Here is a 16,168-nt window from a genome sequence, read left to right on the forward strand (position 1 = left end):
GTGTGATGACAGATATTCGTGAAGACTCCAACTGGAAACGCCCCTTTTTTACCATCTGGGTGGGGCAGGCATTTTCGATTGTGGGTTCCATTCTGGTGCAGTTTGCGCTGGTGTGGTGGCTTACTCGCGAGACCGGCTCTGCCACTGTTCTGGCAACAGCAACCATTTTCTCCATGTTGCCCGGTATTTTCATTGGACCATTTTCGGGGGCGCTGGTGGATCGCTGGAATCGGAAAACCATCATGCTGGTTGCCGATAGCCTGATTGCACTGGTGACGGCAGGGCTGGTACTGGTGTTCTGGTTGGGGCAGGTGCAGGTCTGGCATGTGCTGGTGGTGATGTTGATTCGGGCGCTGGGCGGCACTTTCCACTTCCCTGCCATGCAGGCATCCACTTCGCTCATGGTGCCAGAAAAGCACCTCTCGCGGGTAGCGGGCTTGAATCAGGCCTTAAACGGGGTGTTGAATATTGCGGCTCCGCCTCTGGGGGCGCTTCTCATGAGCCTCCTGCCCATTTATCAGGTGCTGGCAATTGACATCCTCACCGCTACCGTGGCAGTCGGTACGCTGGCATTGATTCGCATTCCGCAGCCCGAACGCCGCCCTGAAGGTGCTCTGACTCCTCGCGCGCTGTTGAGCGATGTGCGCGATGGCTTCCGCTATCTCGCCCACTGGCCCGGTATGTTGATCTTGCTGGGGCTGGCTACGCTGGTGAATTTATTGATGAACCCTGCGTTCAGCCTCATGCCCTTGATGGTCACGCGAATTTTCCATGGAGAAGCCATGCACCTTGGGGTGATGAACTCGGCGGAAGGATTAGGGGTGATTCTGGGCGGGCTTGTATTGAGCGTTTGGGGCGGTTTCAAGCGTAAAGTGCACACCTCCATGGCTGGCTTGATCGGAATGGGGCTGGGGGTCATTGTGCTGGGCTCGGCGCCTGCTCAGATGTTTGGGGTTGCCCTGCTGGGAATCGGCATTGCCGGGTTTATGAATCCCATCACCAATGGTCCTTTGTTTGCGCTTTTGCAGGCAAAGATTGCTCCTGAAATGCAGGGGCGGGTATTCAATCTGGTAGGCGCCCTGGCTTCTGCCGCCAGTCCGTTAGGGCTGATGATCGCAGCGCCGGTTGCCGATCATCTGGGCATCCGGTTCTGGTTCTGGATTGCCGGAGCATCCTGTCTGCTGATGGCAGGGGTGGCGCTGTCCATTCCGGCGGTGGTGCATCTGGAAGATCAACCTGCAATGAAGCGGACCGGGATGCCTTCTGCTCTTCCGGTTCAGGAATAGTCCATCCCTTTCCCCAAAATCAACCCCCCCGCAGGCGCTCTTCCTGCGGGGGTTGCAATTTACCAGCTTTCACTCCCCTTTTCCCCGGGGCGGGGGTACAGTCGGGGATGCAGGTGAGCATTGGGCAGGCGCAGGTGGTCGCTGTCTTCATAGTACAGATCGCGATCAATCACACGCCGCTCCTTGGTGGAGAAGATCACTACGTCCGACTCGATGGTGCGGGCAGGGTACACCAGCATTCCCGCGCCAATCCGGCAGTTGTGTCCCACACACCCACCCAGTACAATGCGGTTGGAGTTGCGCAGGGCGCCCGTCCCATCTCTGGCTTTGATGGGAGCCGAAAGCAGGTTAAAATCCGTCCAGGTAGATCCTGCCCCGATGAAGGTATTCCGTCCGACCACGCACATTTGCAGACAGGTGTTTTGGGCGATCAAACTGTTTTCCATTACCGTGGTCATGAACAGCGAGGCGCGGAAGGGCAGGAAAGTGCCATCGCCCACAACCGAAAGCATTAACTGACATCCCTGGGAGATGTTAACATTATCGCCAATGATGCAGTTCTCAATGACGGCATTGGCACCAATGGTGACATTATCGCCGATCGTGGTGGGACCGTGAATGATGGCGTCGGGGTCAATGACGCAGTTGCGTCCGATTTGCACCACTGCTGAGGAACGCAGTAATTGCCGCCCTTCATACAGGGCTGTTCCTAACACCTTTAATTTGAACCATACATCGCGGTTCAGGCGTTCCTCAAAACGGGCTCCCCGCCCGAATAATCCAAACACCTCGTCGGCAATGAAAATGTGTACCCAGGAGTCGATTGCCATCAGACTGCGCAAGGGCACCTGATAAACCAGGTCTCCCTGCGAGGGTGCCATATACAACGGGATGTGGTAGTAACCAATCTCGCGGGAGAGCAGGTCAATCACCAGCGGCTCAGCGCCAGGCTCTGGACCGTTGGGATAGTACCATAAATCGGCAAGGTAAAGATTTCCCGCCGGGGTATAAGAGAGCGAGAGAGGAAGGATGTGTTCTCGAAAGCAGGGATCACTGGCATTGAAGGCGGCGCGCACGGCTTTCCCGCGTTTGCGGGCTTCCTGAATGAAGGCTTCCATGTAGGGAGCATCAAAAAACAAATTATCCCGATAGACGATGCAGGGCTCGTGGACTTGCGGCAGGGGCGCGCCGGGGGGGAGTTCGATTTCTCGGGTGGTGTATGGGGCAAGCACATCCCGTTGAAGCAGCCACAGCGGTTTATTCTGAATGCGTAAATCGCGCGCCGGTTCGTTGAACGGCACGATATGTTGGGGGTTCCGAAGGATGATTTTCAACATGCTCGTTTAATTATTCCAGCGGTTTGCGGGAAATTTCAAACCGACAGCAAGGCGCACCTTTTGTCCTGCACAAAGTTTCGCGGACGGGAAAGAACCGTCCACTGCCCACCCACTGCATGAATTCCTGAAACATTCCGGTGAGCAGGTAGCAGGTGATTGTGTTTGAATGTTCAGCGCATGCAGGTTTCTGAGTGACTTCAATCACCCAGAAATTGTCCTCTTCGCAAATGCTCATCCGCAAGGGCGCCTGTTCTTCCAGAAAACGGGCGATTTGTTCCAGTCCGACCTTGACGCGGCGATTGAAAGGCAACAGGCGATACTCCAGTGAGTACAACCCGAGTGTCTCTCCCCAGCGGCGCAGACCGGTCTGGAATCCACTCCTGCCCATGCGGATTGCCATGCCCTTACCTGTCAGACTGCCAAACCGGTCGTACAGAACACGTTCCAAGGCCTGTAAAAATTTTTTATTACCCGATAGGAAAGCCTCTTGCGGCTCAATGCCAGATACCTCATGCATGCTTTCTACCAGGATTTGATGGATTTCAGATGAAAGAATGGTCTCCATAACCTCATGACTCTGCGGGAGGGATGGGCTCTGCCGGGGCATCCAGAAATTCTTTGATCTTACTCATGCACTCTTTGGGTTCGTCCAGCATGATGAAATGCCCTGCTCTGGGGAAGCGCTCAATGCGGGCATGGGGAACGCCTTTTTTGAGAGGCTCCCACTGACGGGGATGGACGATATTGTCACGGTCTCCGTACATTCCCATCACCGGAATACGAATTTCATTCAGACGGGGGCGCAGGTCAGTGCGCCGCAGGGTGGCAATGCTGATCAGGAAGGATTCCAGCGTCGTCTGGGAGAGGTCGCGATCCATCATATCCGGAAAGCGCGGATCTTTGCAGATGGTGGGGGAGGCAATGCGCATGGCAGCGCGGAAGAGGGGGAAGAAGGTGAACAACAGCCAAGCGATGGGACGGTACCCTGCAAACTTCAGTGGTAATGCCAGCGAAGAACCCGCGATGGGCGAACCAATCACCACGACCTTTTGTGCCAGATGGGGATACTGAATCGCAACCGAAAGGCTCACTGTGCCGCCCATGGAATGCCCGATGAGCGGGGCAGAGAGGATACCCAGTTGATCCATAAATTGAGCCACCAGGCTGATGAAATCCTGCACGTTGTAGGTGTTGCGTTTGGTGCCCGATTCGCCAAATCCCCAGAAATCCAGCGCATAGGTGCGGTAATACTGTCCCAGAAAGGTCATGGTTTCCTGCCAGAGTCCCCACGAACCCAGCCATCCGTGTAAGAGGATGACGGGACGTCCACGCCCATACACTTCATAGTGAAGGATGCCCTGATCGGTAGTGATGGATGACAAGGTCCCCCCTTTGGAACAGGAATTACTTCCCGCCCTCTTCCATTTCAGCCAGAATGGAGTAAAGCAGTTCCAGCAGGACGTTCTTGACCGATTCCTTCTTGTGGGCTACACAGGGGAGGAGTTTGGCTTTGGGTTCCAGACGTAACGCCAGGCGCATATCCTCCAGGTCCCAGGCGTCGGGCAGGTCCTGCTTGTTGGCGGCAACCACGTATGGGGTGGGAGCATAGGCGCGGAAGGTTTGCAGGATACTGCGTGCTTCGCGGAAGGTTTCGGGACGGGTGCTGTCTACCATGACGATAAAGCCCAGCATCCCTTCTGAGAGAATTTCCCACATGAAATCAAACCGCCGCTGTCCCGGTGTGCCAAACAGGTAAAGCACCAGATCGTCATCTACGGTGATGCGTCCAAAATCCATGGCGACGGTCGTGGTTTCTTTGACGCGCTCGGCATCCGAAGAAATTTTACGCTCGGTGGAGACAACATCAATCTCACTGACCGACCGGATGAAGGCTGTCTTGCCAGCGCTGAAGGGACCTGTGACTACCATCTTAACCGTTTGCATGAGTGCTTATCCTAACTCCATGATGAATAGAATAAAGGATTATAAGGAGCGAATCCGGTTGATCAACCGATTCACCAGTGATTTCTGTTCTTCTTTGTCCGGGGTGGGGAACTGGCGCACCGTTTGCTGTGCAGGGGGGCGGGGTGCCGGCGCACCTTCCGGTCGGACAATTTCCACCAGCCCGGCTTGAATTAATCCATATACCACCCGGCGAATTTCCAGGTCGTTCATCTTGGTGGCGCGGGCAATTTGCCGGATGGTATTCCTGGGGTTGACATACGAGACAACCCGCCACTCTTCCAGGCTGAGGTTGACTTTTTGAATGTTGGTGCCGGGGCGGTCTGTAAATTTCAACGCCATATCCAGACTGGGAATTTCTTCCTGCAATTGCTCCCACTCGCGCAACTGCCTTGCGCCTTCAATGATCAGGTTTTCCAGATCCATGCGGATGGTGATTTTGCCATCCGGTGGGGTGACATCCTGATCGAAGCGGAAGAAGCCTTCAACCCACGTGAACAACCGGCGCACCACATCAATGAAATAGGTCTGCAAACTGGTGAGGATGTCATCCTGCGTCAGGTAACCGGCGTTGATGAGAAGCAAACCGAGTTCTTTATCGGTCATGCTGGAGGCGCGTTCCAGCAAGAGGCGGTACTGGCTCTGGGAGATTTTGCGAGTCTTGTACAGAATGGATGCCAGACTGCCGTCCTCGTTGCCCAGTTGGGCATAAGCCAGTTTACCCTGCCGGAAATTGATCCGGGCTGTTTCACCGGGTCCTTCAATGACCAGGAGTCCGGTCTTTTGAGCCAGATTAATCAAATTGAGCAATTGGGTAATGGTAAAATCGCGCAGGTTTCCTTTTAACGCCATAGCGCCTCGTTGAGGTTGGGGCTTGCTTCAATTATATCTGATTTATGCAAAATGCCCATTACGATTGCCTTACAGAAAATTGTCCTGATACCGATGAAAGATGTTTTTTTTTATCATACAATACCGGTAAGCCGACTCTCTGCGGGAATGGTTGAGGCTGGAGATGAAACACTCTTTTTCTGAGGTATGGCAAAAACATGTTCCGGTGATTCTGGACGGAGCAACAGCCACAAATCTTCAACGGCGGGGGTTGCCTCTGGGCGTTCCATCAGACCTGTGGACGCTGGAGCGCCCCGATGAAGTCCTGCGCCTTCATCGAGAATTTCTGATGGCGGGGGCGCAGATCATCTTGACCAATACGTTTGGTTCATCCCGTTTCCGGTTGCGACAGGCAGGCGTGGAGGATCGTTTTGAAGCCACTCTTCAAAAAGCAGTGGCGCTGGCACGTCAGGCAACCCGGGGGGGTGATTTCGTCTGGGTTGCCGCCTCTCTGGGTCCGCTGGGGGAATGGCTGGAGCCTGTAGGGTCCTTGAGCCCTGAACAGGCCCGCGTGTTTTATCGGGAACAGGCGCTGGCGCTGGTACAGGCTGGGGTGGACATGCTGGTGATCGAGACTCAAATGGATTTGCGGGAAGCGCTTGTTGCGGTGGATGCCTGCCGTTCGGTGGGAGAGATCCCGGTGGTTTGTTCCTTTTCCTTTGATGCGCATGGGTGCCTTCTCTCGGGTGAACGTCCGGCGCAGGTGGCGCGGGCTCTGGAATCGAGCGGGGTGTTGGCATTGGGGGTCAATTGCGGATATGGTTTGGAAGGAAATTTACAAGTCCTTGAGGAGATGCGCGCTGTCACCGCCTTGCCGCTCTGGTTCAAGCCCAATGCGGGTTTGCCAGTGCTGGACGAAAAGGGGCAAATCGTGTATCCGGTCACGCCGGAGCAAATGGGGGCATGTGCCCGGCGCGCGGTTCAGATTGGCGCGCAGTTTGTGGGTGGGTGTTGCGGCACCACGCCGGACCATCTTCGCGCCATTGCGCAGGCGCTGAGAAAAGCCCGATGAATCAATAAGGAGAGGTTTCTTCGATATCCAGCCGGTAGCCGACGCCGCGAATAGTTTTGATGAACTGGGGGTGGCGGTAGTCTGTCTCAATGGCGCGGCGAAGCCATGAGATGTGCACATCCAGGGTGCGGGTGTCTTCAGTGTAATCGGTGTTCCAGGCTTGCTGGAAAAGGCTGTTTCGTTCGATGACCTCGCCGGGGTGCTCCATCAAAATCCGCAGGATGGTGACCAGCCGGGGGGTTAAACTGGTCTGTCGGTTGCCCACCCGCACCAATCGCTGGGCGGGGTCCAGCCAGATGGGACCTGCCTGAAGGACGTGTTTGCTTTGCGCGGGAACGAGGGGGCGCAGACGGTTGAGCAACTTCTGCAGGGAGAGAGGAGTGGTCAGCACCACATCTGCCAGCGATTCGCGGGGATTTTTCCCCCCAGATTGCGGGTCTACGATGAGCAGGATGGGGATATCTCCGGCGTGCAGGCGGATAGCATGGCAGATGCGCTTGCCACTGGTGCGCATGGAAGCGGCATCAATGAGAATGACATCGGGGTCAAAAGATTCGATTTGCTCCAAAGCCGCAGAACCATTAGGAACACTTTCAACATCATAGCCTTTGCGGGTTAAACCCGGCAAGAAGGAAGGATGATCGGACCGTTTTCCTTCAATCAGGAGAATTTTGGCTTTATCGGGACTCACAGGTTCTTTTTTCTCCCATGTCGAAGCAAAGTTATGTGCCCTTGCACCCCCGGGCTATCCAGACGGCTTGGCATTGGAGCGTTCAAGGTTGTCCAGACCCAGTTTCATGGCATTATAATCGAAAACCTTAAAAAAATCCAAAGAAATGTTTCCCAATTTTTTAAGATAACCACAGGAGATTTTGTAAACCTCGCTTGCAGGTTTCAGCGCAATCGTGAGACTTGCTTACTTTCTGGTGTTTTCTTCTTCAATCAGTTTAATAATCGCATTCAGCCCTTCTTTGATGGCATTCATTTGAGTCCATCCGATTTGACTGCTCCATTCGTTTTCGATATCTTGAAGAACTTCACGCGCTGCATGATTTAGAGCCTCACCTTTATTGCTTAATCGGACAATACTGGCTCTCCGGTCTTTAGGATCCGGTTGTCGTTCCAGGTATCCCCTGGCTTCCAGGTAGTTCACCAGTTCACTCATGGATTGTTTGGTCATTTGCGCCCGTTCTGCCAGTTCGGTAATGCGCGAACCCTCTGGGTGGATATGCTGGAACACGACAAAATGAGCTGGTCTCAGGTCTGTAAATCCCTTTGCCCGCAATCCGGCATCAATTTTTGCCACAATTGCCTGGAAAGGGATGCGTAACATTGCTCCAAGCATGCGCGGATATTCCTGATTGCTTTCCATCATAGAAAATTCCCTCTTGACAATATAGTCAGGATACCTTACTATTTAGTCAGTTAATCTGACTAAATTGTACTACAGGAGATATAGAGATGGAGTCAAAAACGGGTTTCTTTTTTTCAGAAAGAGGGCAGGGGGTAACCGTCTGGTTCTTGGGTACCCGGATGCAGTTAAGGGCAAATGGCGATCACACCAATGGATCTTTTGGACTCATTGAACAGGTTCTTCCCCCGGGCTTTTCCCCTCCAGTTCATGTCCATCATGGGGAAGATGAAGCCTTCTATCTACTGGAAGGGGAGGCTTCTTTTACCTGTGGCGATGAAACTGTTCACGCTCACCCGGGTACCCTGATCTTCTTTCCTCGTGGTATACCCCACTGGTTTCGAATCACAGGAGACCAGCAGGCACGCTTGATCCAGTTTAATTTCCCTGCAGGGCTCGAAAATTTCTTTATCGAAGCGGGCGAAGTATGCGAAGATTCCAAACCTCATCCCATTACACAGGAAGGCATCGAAAAAATGCTTCACACCGCCATAAAGTATCAGATTGAAATTCTGGGACCTCCTCCTCAGTAGATTCCGGGTAGAATACCCTCCTCAGACCGTGTAATCTTCGCCGGATAGCAGTTGCATCCCCCTTGACGGCATGATAGAATATGCATAGCACTCCTTAGTTAAATTTCCCGTTTGAGGAAGGGTGATCTCATGTCTAAAATGGTTGAGGTGGTCATAGATAGCGTGCGGGTGAGTTTAACGAACCAGCAACGCATCGTTGTCTTACGTGAGGTGAACACCGAACGATATTTACCGATCTGGATTGGACCATACGAAGCAGAAGCCATCACCATTGCCCTGCAGGAAATTGAAGTTGCCCGTCCTCAAACCCACGATTTATTGAAGAACGTCCTTACTGCCCTGAACGCGCGTTTACTGCGCATTGAAGTGGTTGCCCTGCGCGATGAAGTGTTTTTTGGAAATCTCGTGGTAGAAGTCAATGGACGCATTCTGAATATCGACTCTCGCCCATCCGATGCGCTGGCGCTGGCGGTGCGTGCTCATGTACCCATCCTGGTTGCCCGCGAAGTGATGGATGTGGCAGGGGTGACCCCGGAAGATGATCTGCGCAGTGCCACCTCGCGCACCTCGTCGGCTCCGCTGGCTCCGCCCAGCCCGTCTTCAACTGCCGAAACTGAAGTGGATGCCAGTGAAGAGCGCCTCTCCGTGTTTGAGGATTTTCTGGCAAATCTCAATCTGGATAAACTGGAAGATGAAGAGGATGAGGGCGACGAGGACGAAAAACCGGATAAATAACAACAGTCGGTTTGAAACGTGCGCCCCACAACCTTTGTGGGGCGTTTTTTCACCGGAGATGAGAATTTCATCTGGAGCGCCCAAAATCCGATACAATCAAAGCGGGTAAAGAGAGAAATGATGTCTGACTGGATGCCAGAAGAAGATTCTTCAAATCAAATACAGGGTCCGCCCCACAGCCGCGAAGCCGAAGAAGCGGTTCTGGGCGCCATTTTAATTGATCCTGAGGCGTACTACAACATTGCCCAGTTTCTGAGGGCGGAAGATTTTTATCTGGTGCGCAACCGCTGGATTTGGGAAGCCTACACCCGCCTGCATGAACGCCGCATTCCGGTGGACCTGCTCACCCTTCAGCAGGAACTGGAACAGCAGGGCAGGCTGGCAGAAGTGGGGGGATTGCCCTATCTGATGTCGCTGGTCAATCAAACGCCATCCTCCATGAATGCCGAAGCCTATGCCCGCGTGGTCGAAGAACACTCACTGCGCCGCAAGATGATTGCCGCCGCCAATGAAATGGCGCAAATGGCATACGATCGCCGCACCTCGGTGGATACGCTCATTGATCAGGCGGAAAAGTCCATCTTTACGGTGAGTGAGCGCCGCGTGCGTCGGGATTTACAGCCCATCCAGACGGTACTCAGCGAGGTGTACGACCGGGTGGATAAACTCTCCCAGCGCAGTGATGAGATCATGGGCGTGCCCACTGGTCTGGTGGATCTCGACCGCCTCCTGGGTGGATTGCAAAAGTCTGATCTGCTGATTGTCGCCGGACGTCCGGGCATGGGTAAAACCGGCTTTATGCTCTCGGTGATGAAAAACGCCGCCCAGAAATACAAGAAGCATGTTGCCATGTTCTCGCTGGAAATGTCCAACGAGCAACTGGTTCAGCGCCTCATTGCGCAGGAAACCGGCATTGATACCCAGCGCTTGCGTACTGGCAAACTTAACGAAGATGAATGGCCTCGTTTCATTCATGCCATTGAGGTGCTGTCCGAAACCCATATCTTCCTGGACGATACCCCCGCCATCACCCCCATGCAGTTGCGCACCAAGTGCCGCCGTCTGCACATGGAGTACGAACTGGATCTCATCATCGTGGACTACCTGCAGTTAATGAGCGGAGATGTGCGCACCGATAACCGCGTTCAGGAAGTTTCGTACATCTCCCGCAACCTGAAAATTCTGGCGCGCGAACTGAATGTGCCTGTGCTGGCGGCGGCGCAGTTGTCTCGCGCTGTCGAACAGCGCGCTGACAAGCGCCCGGTGCTTTCCGACCTGCGCGAATCGGGTAGTCTGGAACAGGATGCTGATGTGGTCATGTTCATTCATCGCCCGGATGCGCTGGACAAAGACAGCCCGCGCGCCAATCTGGCAGAGATCATCGTTGCCAAGCACCGCAACGGTCCAACTCACGGCGGCATTGAACTGGTCTTCCTGAACAATCTGGCACGTTTTGAAAATGCCGCCCCCGCTCCGGGAGCAGGAAGGAGATAATCCCATGGCGTTTCAAGGCTTTCCATCGGGTAAGGTGCGCATGGTGCCCATCCCGGAGCCGTTCTTTACCGAACTGCTTCCGCAGGTGGATCATCTGGGCGAATTGAAGGTGATTCTTTTTGCGCTATGGTATGTTTCACGCATGGAAGCCCCTATTCGTTTCCTTGCCTACCAGGATTTTGCCCGTGATGAAATGCTGATGCACACACTGGGCGATTGGCATCAACTGGATGATGCGCTTGAGCGGGCGGTGCAGCGTGGCGTGTTTCTGCGGGTGCTTCCAGAGGGACGGGGGCTCAAAGAAGCCCTTTATTTCCTCAACACCCCGCGTGGACGCGCCGCCGTTGAAGCCATCCAGCGCGGTGAATGGCATCCTGAAGAGGAGCCCCATCCGACGGTTACGCTTGTGGTGGAGCGTCCCAACATTTACCGCCTGTATGAAGACAATATCGGTCCGCTCACCCCACTGATTGCCGATCTACTGGAAGAGGCTGAAAAAACCTATCCGCACTCGTGGATCGAAGAGGCGTTTCAAATTGCCGTGGAACGCAATGTGCGCAACTGGAAGTATATCCAGGCAATACTCAAATCTTGGCAGGAGGAAGGTCGGGATGGAGAAAATAGACGGTCCTCTGAAGAGAATCGCCGACGCTATATCGAAGGGAAATACGCCGACTTCATCGAACACTGAACCTCAGCCTTCCACCATGTATCGCGGGGATCCCAATTGCCCGATTTGTGGTGGAATCGGATATGTGCGTCGCGACCTTCCCATTGACCACCCGGATTTCGGGAAGGTGGAAATTTGTTCCTGCCGTTCCGCTGAGGTGGTTCGGGCAACCTTCCAGCGTGCCTACCGCGCCAGTAATTTGCAGGCGCTGGAAAAAATGACCTTTGCCACATTCAATCCGCGGGGGCGACATGGGCAGGGTGATGCCATGGTGCGCTCGCTGGAAAATGCTTACGAACAGGCGCAGAAGTATGCTCATTCGCTCAATGGCTGGCTGTTGCTCATTGGCGGTTATGGGGTGGGGAAGACCCATCTGGCGGCGGCAATTGCCCACGAGGCGGTATCTCTGGGCGTGCCTACCCTTTTCCTCACCGTCCCCGATTTGCTGGACTGGCTGCGCTATGCTTACGATGCCCCCGATGATACATTTGAAGCCCGCTTTGAGGAAATTCGCAACATTCGTTTGCTGGTGCTGGATGATCTCGGAACGCAAAACGCCACTGCCTGGGCGCAGGAAAAACTCTATCAAATCTTCAATCACCGCTACATTCACCGCCTGCCTACGGTGATTACCACCAATCAGGCGCTGGAAGAAATTGAAGGGCGCATTCAATCTCGCCTGCGCGATGTGGAACTGGTCACCACAGTGCGCATTGAGGCGCAGGATTATCGTCAGCCTCTCGAAGATACCACCAGACCGCGTCTGTCTGCTCTGCCGCTCTACAGCCGGATGACCTTTGGTACTTTCCACTTCCGCGAGAAAGAAAAGGGCATCACCCCTGAAGACCGCGCCAACTTGCGCAAAGCCTTTGAGATTGCCTACGAGTTTGCCGAACATCCCCGCGGCTGGCTGGTGCTTTCGGGCGACTATGGCTGTGGCAAGACCCATCTCGCTGCGGCAATTGGCAATTATCAAGCCAGTCTGGGAAATCCCCCTCTGTTTGTGGTGGTTCCCGATTTGCTCGATCACCTGCGCTCTACCTTCAGCCCCACTTCCAATATCTCTTATGATGAGGTGTTTGAAGAGGTGCGTTCGGCTAAGTTGTTGATTCTGGACGATTTGGGTACGCAAAGCGCAACGCCGTGGGCGCGCGAAAAACTCTATCAGATCATCAATCACCGTTACATTGCCGAGTTACCCACCGTGATTACCACCTCCAGCAAGCCCGATGAGATTGATCCGCGCATTCGCAGCCGTATGCTGGATCGCCGCCTGTGCACGTGGTTTGCCATCCAGGCGCCTACTTACCTGCCCTCAGAAGAACGTCGCCCGGTGCGCGGACGGAAGCCTTCCTCTTCCGGCTAATAGCCTCTTTCTGGTTCGTATAGATTAAAGAGTTTTTCTCCCTGAATGTATCGCCGGAGATTGGCGGCAAACAGTGCCATGGCACGTTCGTCATAATGCGCACTGAGCCCTGCAATGTGTGGGCTGATGATGAGGTTGGGGGCTTTCCACAGAGGGCTGGTGGGTGCCAGCGGTTCTTCGGCAAAGACATCCAGCGCCGCGCCGCCCAGCCGTTTATCCTGCAAGGCTTCCAGAAGGGCTGTTTCATCCACTACACCGCCTCGCCCAATGACGACCAGAAACGCTCCGGGTTTGAGCGCCGACAGTTCGCTGGCGCCGATCATCCCCCGTGTCTGAGGGGTAAGTGGCACGGTGATGACCGCAAAGTCGCACTCCCGGAACATGGTTCGCAGTGCCTGATAGGGATAGAGGCGGGTGAAGTAAATTCCCTGAGGATCTCCCAACCCTTCGGGGATGTACTCCTCATCTTGAGGGTGGCGCACATCGCGCTTGCATGCCAGTACCCGTACACCCAGCGGTTGAAGCAGGCGTGCCAGTTCTCGCCCGATGGAGCCATACCCTACAATGCCTACCGTGCTGGAGCGCAGTTCCACGGGACGAAAGCGTTCCCAGCGGTCATGTGCCCATTCCGCGCGGTTTTGAGCGCTCATTAATGCCGGCAGGCGATGCGCCAGTGCCAGCATCATGGTGAGGGCAAACTCAGCGGTCTGTGCCGCCGCCGCGCCGCTGAGGTTGGTGACCTTTAACTCAGGTTTCTGCAAAAGGGGGGAATCTACCGCAAAATCAATGCCGGCAAAATGAAATTGAATCCATCGCAGGGAGGGTACCTGTTCGGGCGCAGGCAGGACGCGGTCGGTGTACAGTACTTCAGTTTTTGCCCACACCTCGGCGGGGATATCCTCCGGGCGGCGGGCTGGTATGATAGAAAGGTTGACGTTGGGGCTGAATTCTCGAATGGGTTCCAGGACCTCTTCCCGCAGAGGGAGGGTGATCAGGATCTCGATGGGGGCACGCAGGTTGATCTCCATGTTTTGATTATACAATTGGAATCGCCTTGAAGACGGCGCCCAGGGAACAGGTTTGGGAACAGCCGGCTTTTCTGAAGACATTTTTGCAATTTTTGGGTAACTTTTCTGTTTTCAAAATATGCTATACTCTCAAAAAGGGGTTGGAAGAGTGCCATGGATGAAACCTCGCGAACCACGCTAACTGCTGTACAACATCAGCCGGGAACTCACCTCGGATCTGGATTTGCGCACGGTGCTTTCGCGGGTGCTGATGCTTTCCAGTCGCCATGTGGGCGCAGAGCGCGCCAGCATCATTGTTCTGGATGGCAATCAGGCGGTGGAGGGGGCGCTCATTGTCAACGATTTTCTTCTGGAGCGCAGCGTTGAGCATTGGAACAATGTATTGCAGGATGGTCTGGCAGGGTGGGTCTTGCGTAACCGCCAGGCAGTGATGCTCAGCGATACCAGCCGGGATGAGCGTTGGGCGCAGCGTCCCGATGATGCGGCTAGCCGAACAGGAGCAAAATCGGCTATTTGTGTGCCTGTGATGGCACGCGAGCAGGTTGTGGGGATTCTCACCATTGTTCACCCCAAACCGCTTTTCTTCAATCAGGAGCATCTCGCGCTGGTGCAGTCTATCGCCGATCAGGCGGGGATTGCCATCTACAATGCGCGTTTGTATAACTCTTTGCAGGCGGTCACCCGCCGCTATCGAGAACTGTTTGACGACAGCATTGATCCGATCTGCATAACCAGTTTGAACGGACAGATCCTGGAAGCCAACCGCCAGGCAATTTCACTGACCGGCTATCCTGCTGAAGTGCTGGCGGAAAAATCCATTCTGGAATTGCTTAAACTTCCCGCCGACTGGTTGAGCGTGAACGCCGAACCTCTTGGGGCAGGGCAGACTTTGCGCCAGGAAGGGTTGCTCTGGACAGCAGATCAATCGGCTGTACCGGTTGAGGTGCATGTGCGCAAAGTGGCGTTTCCCAGCGGAGATGTCCTGCAGTGGATTTTGCAGGACATTACCGAGCGCAAGCAACTGGATGCCCTGCGTGATGACCTGATGGCAATGGTTTATCACGACCTGCGTTCTCCGCTTTCCAATATTATTTCCAGTTTGGAAATGCTGAATATGCTCTTACCGGTGAGCGATGATGAGAACCTGCGGGCTTTGCTCAGCATCGCCATCCGCTCCACCGGGCGTATGCAACGGTTGATTAACACCCTGCTGGATATTTACCGTCTGGAAGCCGGTCAACCTATCACCAATCGAACCAGAACCGAGGTGGCTCCGCTGGTTTATGAAGCGGTGGATACCATTCTGCCGGTAGCCGAGAACAAAGGCCAGCAGGTGGATGTCCAAATCGAACCTAACCTGCCGCCTCTGGATATTGACACGGATATGATTCGCCGTGTGCTGATTAATTTGATGGATAATGCCACCAAATATACCTCCTTCAAGGGAAAAATTTTCCTCTCGGTGTGCCGGAAAGGGGATCGGGTGGAGTTTTCCGTTTGCGATAACGGTCCCGGCATCCCTCCCGATGCGCTGGAAGTCATCTTTGATAAATTTGCCCGTTTGCAATCTGAACGTTTCCCGAAAGGGATTGGTCTGGGACTGGCTTTTTGTCGCCTGGCAGTTCGCTCGCATGGGGGAGAAATCTGGGTGGAAAGCAAAGTGAATGAAGGCAGTTGCTTTACCTTTGCCCTGCCCGTTTCACCCGGTGATGGCGAATCGCCTTCCGGTTAACTGACCTTTGACCCTCTGTTTTGGGGACGGATCCCAGCATATACCTTGCTGTTAAGAAAAGGATTTCTCTCTATGGATCTCCCTTCTGTTTACACCCCCTCCAATTGAACCGGTATGAACACGCAAGCCTCTCTTAAGAAAATTTTGTTAAATGATTATGGCGCTTTTTTAGGCTGGGTGGCTCCCCTTTTTTACCTGGGGGTCATTTTCCTGCAGTTCTTCCTGGGAGAAAATCTGGTCACCATTCAGAGTCTGGCGCTGGTACTGCTTCCGGTTTCCCTGATTTTTCTCGCGGTGCTTTTCTGGCGTGTGTATACCATTCGCCGGGTGTTTGAGGAAGGCACCCAGGTATCTGCTACGGTGGTACGGGTTTCTTTTTATCGCGACCGCGGCAGGGTAGAAGTGGTGTACATGTTTCAGGGCGAGCGATATCTTTCCCGGAATATAGTCGTGAAGAATAAAACGACCCGTGCTCTGGTTGAGGGAATGCCGGTAATCGTACTGGTGGATCAGGGAAACCCGCGCCGTGCATTTATTCGAGAATTGTATGCAGGAGATGAATAAGGATGGAAGTTCGGTTTCAAGGGCGTTACACACCGATATCCATTTTACGAGGGGCTGTTTTACTCTCAGGGTCTTCACCAGTCTGGTATTTTCTGCGTCTGGCGGCTTTCGTTGCATTTCTGGGGCTGTTTGTGGTTTATGGGGTGG

The 16,168-nt window shown here is 54.1% G+C and carries 17 protein-coding genes; 9 read left to right on the forward strand and 8 right to left on the reverse strand.

Annotated features, from left to right (window positions below):
• Positions 1-5: 5 nt before the first annotated feature.
• A complete protein-coding gene (locus tag LHF31_RS11300; protein ID WP_298007155.1) occupies positions 6-1,286 on the forward strand; it encodes an MFS transporter in 1,281 nt (426 codons plus the stop codon).
• A 59-nt stretch (positions 1,287-1,345) separates the two neighbouring features.
• Here the strand turns inward: LHF31_RS11300 and LHF31_RS11305 are convergent, their stop codons facing one another.
• Genes LHF31_RS11305 through LHF31_RS11325 form a run of 5 tightly spaced genes read right to left on the reverse strand, consistent with a single transcriptional unit; the run spans position 1,346 to position 5,437 of the window.
• Positions 1,346-2,623 carry a DapH/DapD/GlmU-related protein gene (locus LHF31_RS11305; RefSeq protein ID WP_298007158.1) on the reverse strand — a complete coding sequence of 426 codons (1,278 nt, stop codon included), beginning with the start codon at positions 2,621-2,623 and terminating at the stop codon, positions 1,346-1,348.
• 10 nt (positions 2,624-2,633) lie between these two features.
• Positions 2,634-3,188, reverse strand: coding sequence for a 4-vinyl reductase (locus tag LHF31_RS11310; RefSeq protein WP_298007161.1), 555 nt, complete (start codon positions 3,186-3,188; stop codon positions 2,634-2,636).
• Between the two features lie 4 nt (positions 3,189-3,192).
• Positions 3,193-4,005 (reverse strand): alpha/beta fold hydrolase, encoded by an 813-nt coding sequence (locus LHF31_RS11315; RefSeq protein WP_298007164.1) that lies wholly within the window; start codon positions 4,003-4,005, stop codon positions 3,193-3,195.
• A 22-nt stretch (positions 4,006-4,027) separates the two neighbouring features.
• Positions 4,028-4,567, reverse strand: coding sequence for an ATP/GTP-binding protein (locus LHF31_RS11320; RefSeq protein ID WP_298007167.1), 540 nt, complete (start codon positions 4,565-4,567; stop codon positions 4,028-4,030).
• Between the two features lie 39 nt (positions 4,568-4,606).
• On the reverse strand, positions 4,607-5,437 hold the full coding sequence (locus LHF31_RS11325; RefSeq protein ID WP_303774233.1) for a DUF4388 domain-containing protein: 831 nt from the start codon (positions 5,435-5,437) through the stop codon (positions 4,607-4,609).
• Positions 5,438-5,600: 163 nt separating this feature from the next.
• On the opposite strand from LHF31_RS11325, the gene LHF31_RS11330 reads away from it, so the two are divergent.
• Positions 5,601-6,488 carry a homocysteine S-methyltransferase family protein gene (locus tag LHF31_RS11330; protein WP_298007174.1) on the forward strand — a complete coding sequence of 296 codons (888 nt, stop codon included), beginning with the start codon at positions 5,601-5,603 and terminating at the stop codon, positions 6,486-6,488.
• Position 6,489: 1 nt separating this feature from the next.
• On the opposite strand, the gene LHF31_RS11335 is transcribed toward LHF31_RS11330, so the two are convergent.
• Positions 6,490-7,179, reverse strand: coding sequence for a response regulator transcription factor (locus LHF31_RS11335; protein ID WP_303774234.1), 690 nt, complete (start codon positions 7,177-7,179; stop codon positions 6,490-6,492).
• 225 nt (positions 7,180-7,404) lie between these two features.
• A complete protein-coding gene (locus LHF31_RS11340; RefSeq protein ID WP_303774235.1) occupies positions 7,405-7,863 on the reverse strand; it encodes a MarR family winged helix-turn-helix transcriptional regulator in 459 nt (152 codons plus the stop codon).
• 86 nt (positions 7,864-7,949) lie between these two features.
• On the opposite strand from LHF31_RS11340, the gene LHF31_RS11345 reads away from it, so the two are divergent.
• The 5 genes from LHF31_RS11345 (at position 7,950) to LHF31_RS11365 (ending at position 12,697) form a co-directional block, all read left to right on the forward strand.
• Positions 7,950-8,432 (forward strand): cupin domain-containing protein, encoded by a 483-nt coding sequence (locus LHF31_RS11345; protein WP_298002553.1) that lies wholly within the window; start codon positions 7,950-7,952, stop codon positions 8,430-8,432.
• 129 nt (positions 8,433-8,561) lie between these two features.
• Positions 8,562-9,167: a bifunctional nuclease family protein gene (locus LHF31_RS11350; protein ID WP_298002551.1), complete on the forward strand. Its 606-nt coding sequence runs from the start codon at positions 8,562-8,564 to the stop codon at positions 9,165-9,167.
• A 120-nt stretch (positions 9,168-9,287) separates the two neighbouring features.
• A complete protein-coding gene (dnaB, locus tag LHF31_RS11355; RefSeq protein ID WP_303774236.1) occupies positions 9,288-10,661 on the forward strand; it encodes a replicative DNA helicase in 1,374 nt (457 codons plus the stop codon).
• Positions 10,662-10,665: 4 nt separating this feature from the next.
• The gene (locus LHF31_RS11360) at positions 10,666-11,352 is read left to right on the forward strand and encodes a DnaD domain-containing protein (protein ID WP_298002546.1); all 687 of its coding nucleotides are present in this window, start codon (positions 10,666-10,668) and stop codon (positions 11,350-11,352) included.
• 64 nt (positions 11,353-11,416) lie between these two features.
• On the forward strand, positions 11,417-12,697 hold the full coding sequence (locus LHF31_RS11365) for an ATP-binding protein (RefSeq protein WP_298002543.1): 1,281 nt from the start codon (positions 11,417-11,419) through the stop codon (positions 12,695-12,697).
• Here LHF31_RS11365 and LHF31_RS11370 read toward each other — a convergent pair.
• Entirely contained in the window at positions 12,694-13,725 is a 1,032-nt protein-coding gene (locus tag LHF31_RS11370; protein WP_303774237.1) for a D-2-hydroxyacid dehydrogenase, read from the reverse strand. The two genes, LHF31_RS11365 and LHF31_RS11370, sit on opposite strands and share 4 nt — an antisense overlap.
• A 223-nt stretch (positions 13,726-13,948) precedes the next feature.
• On the opposite strand from LHF31_RS11370, the gene LHF31_RS11375 reads away from it, so the two are divergent.
• Together LHF31_RS11375 and LHF31_RS11380 are read left to right on the forward strand one after the other, a co-directional pair.
• A complete protein-coding gene (locus LHF31_RS11375) occupies positions 13,949-15,457 on the forward strand; it encodes an ATP-binding protein (protein WP_303774238.1) in 1,509 nt (502 codons plus the stop codon).
• Between the two features lie 114 nt (positions 15,458-15,571).
• Positions 15,572-16,021: a DUF3592 domain-containing protein gene (locus tag LHF31_RS11380; protein ID WP_298010492.1), complete on the forward strand. Its 450-nt coding sequence runs from the start codon at positions 15,572-15,574 to the stop codon at positions 16,019-16,021.
• Positions 16,022-16,168 lie beyond the last annotated feature (147 nt).

The sequence above is a fragment of the Anaerolinea thermophila genome (assembly GCF_020723905.1).
GTDB classification, from domain to species: domain Bacteria; phylum Chloroflexota; class Anaerolineae; order Anaerolineales; family Anaerolineaceae; genus Anaerolinea; species Anaerolinea thermophila_A.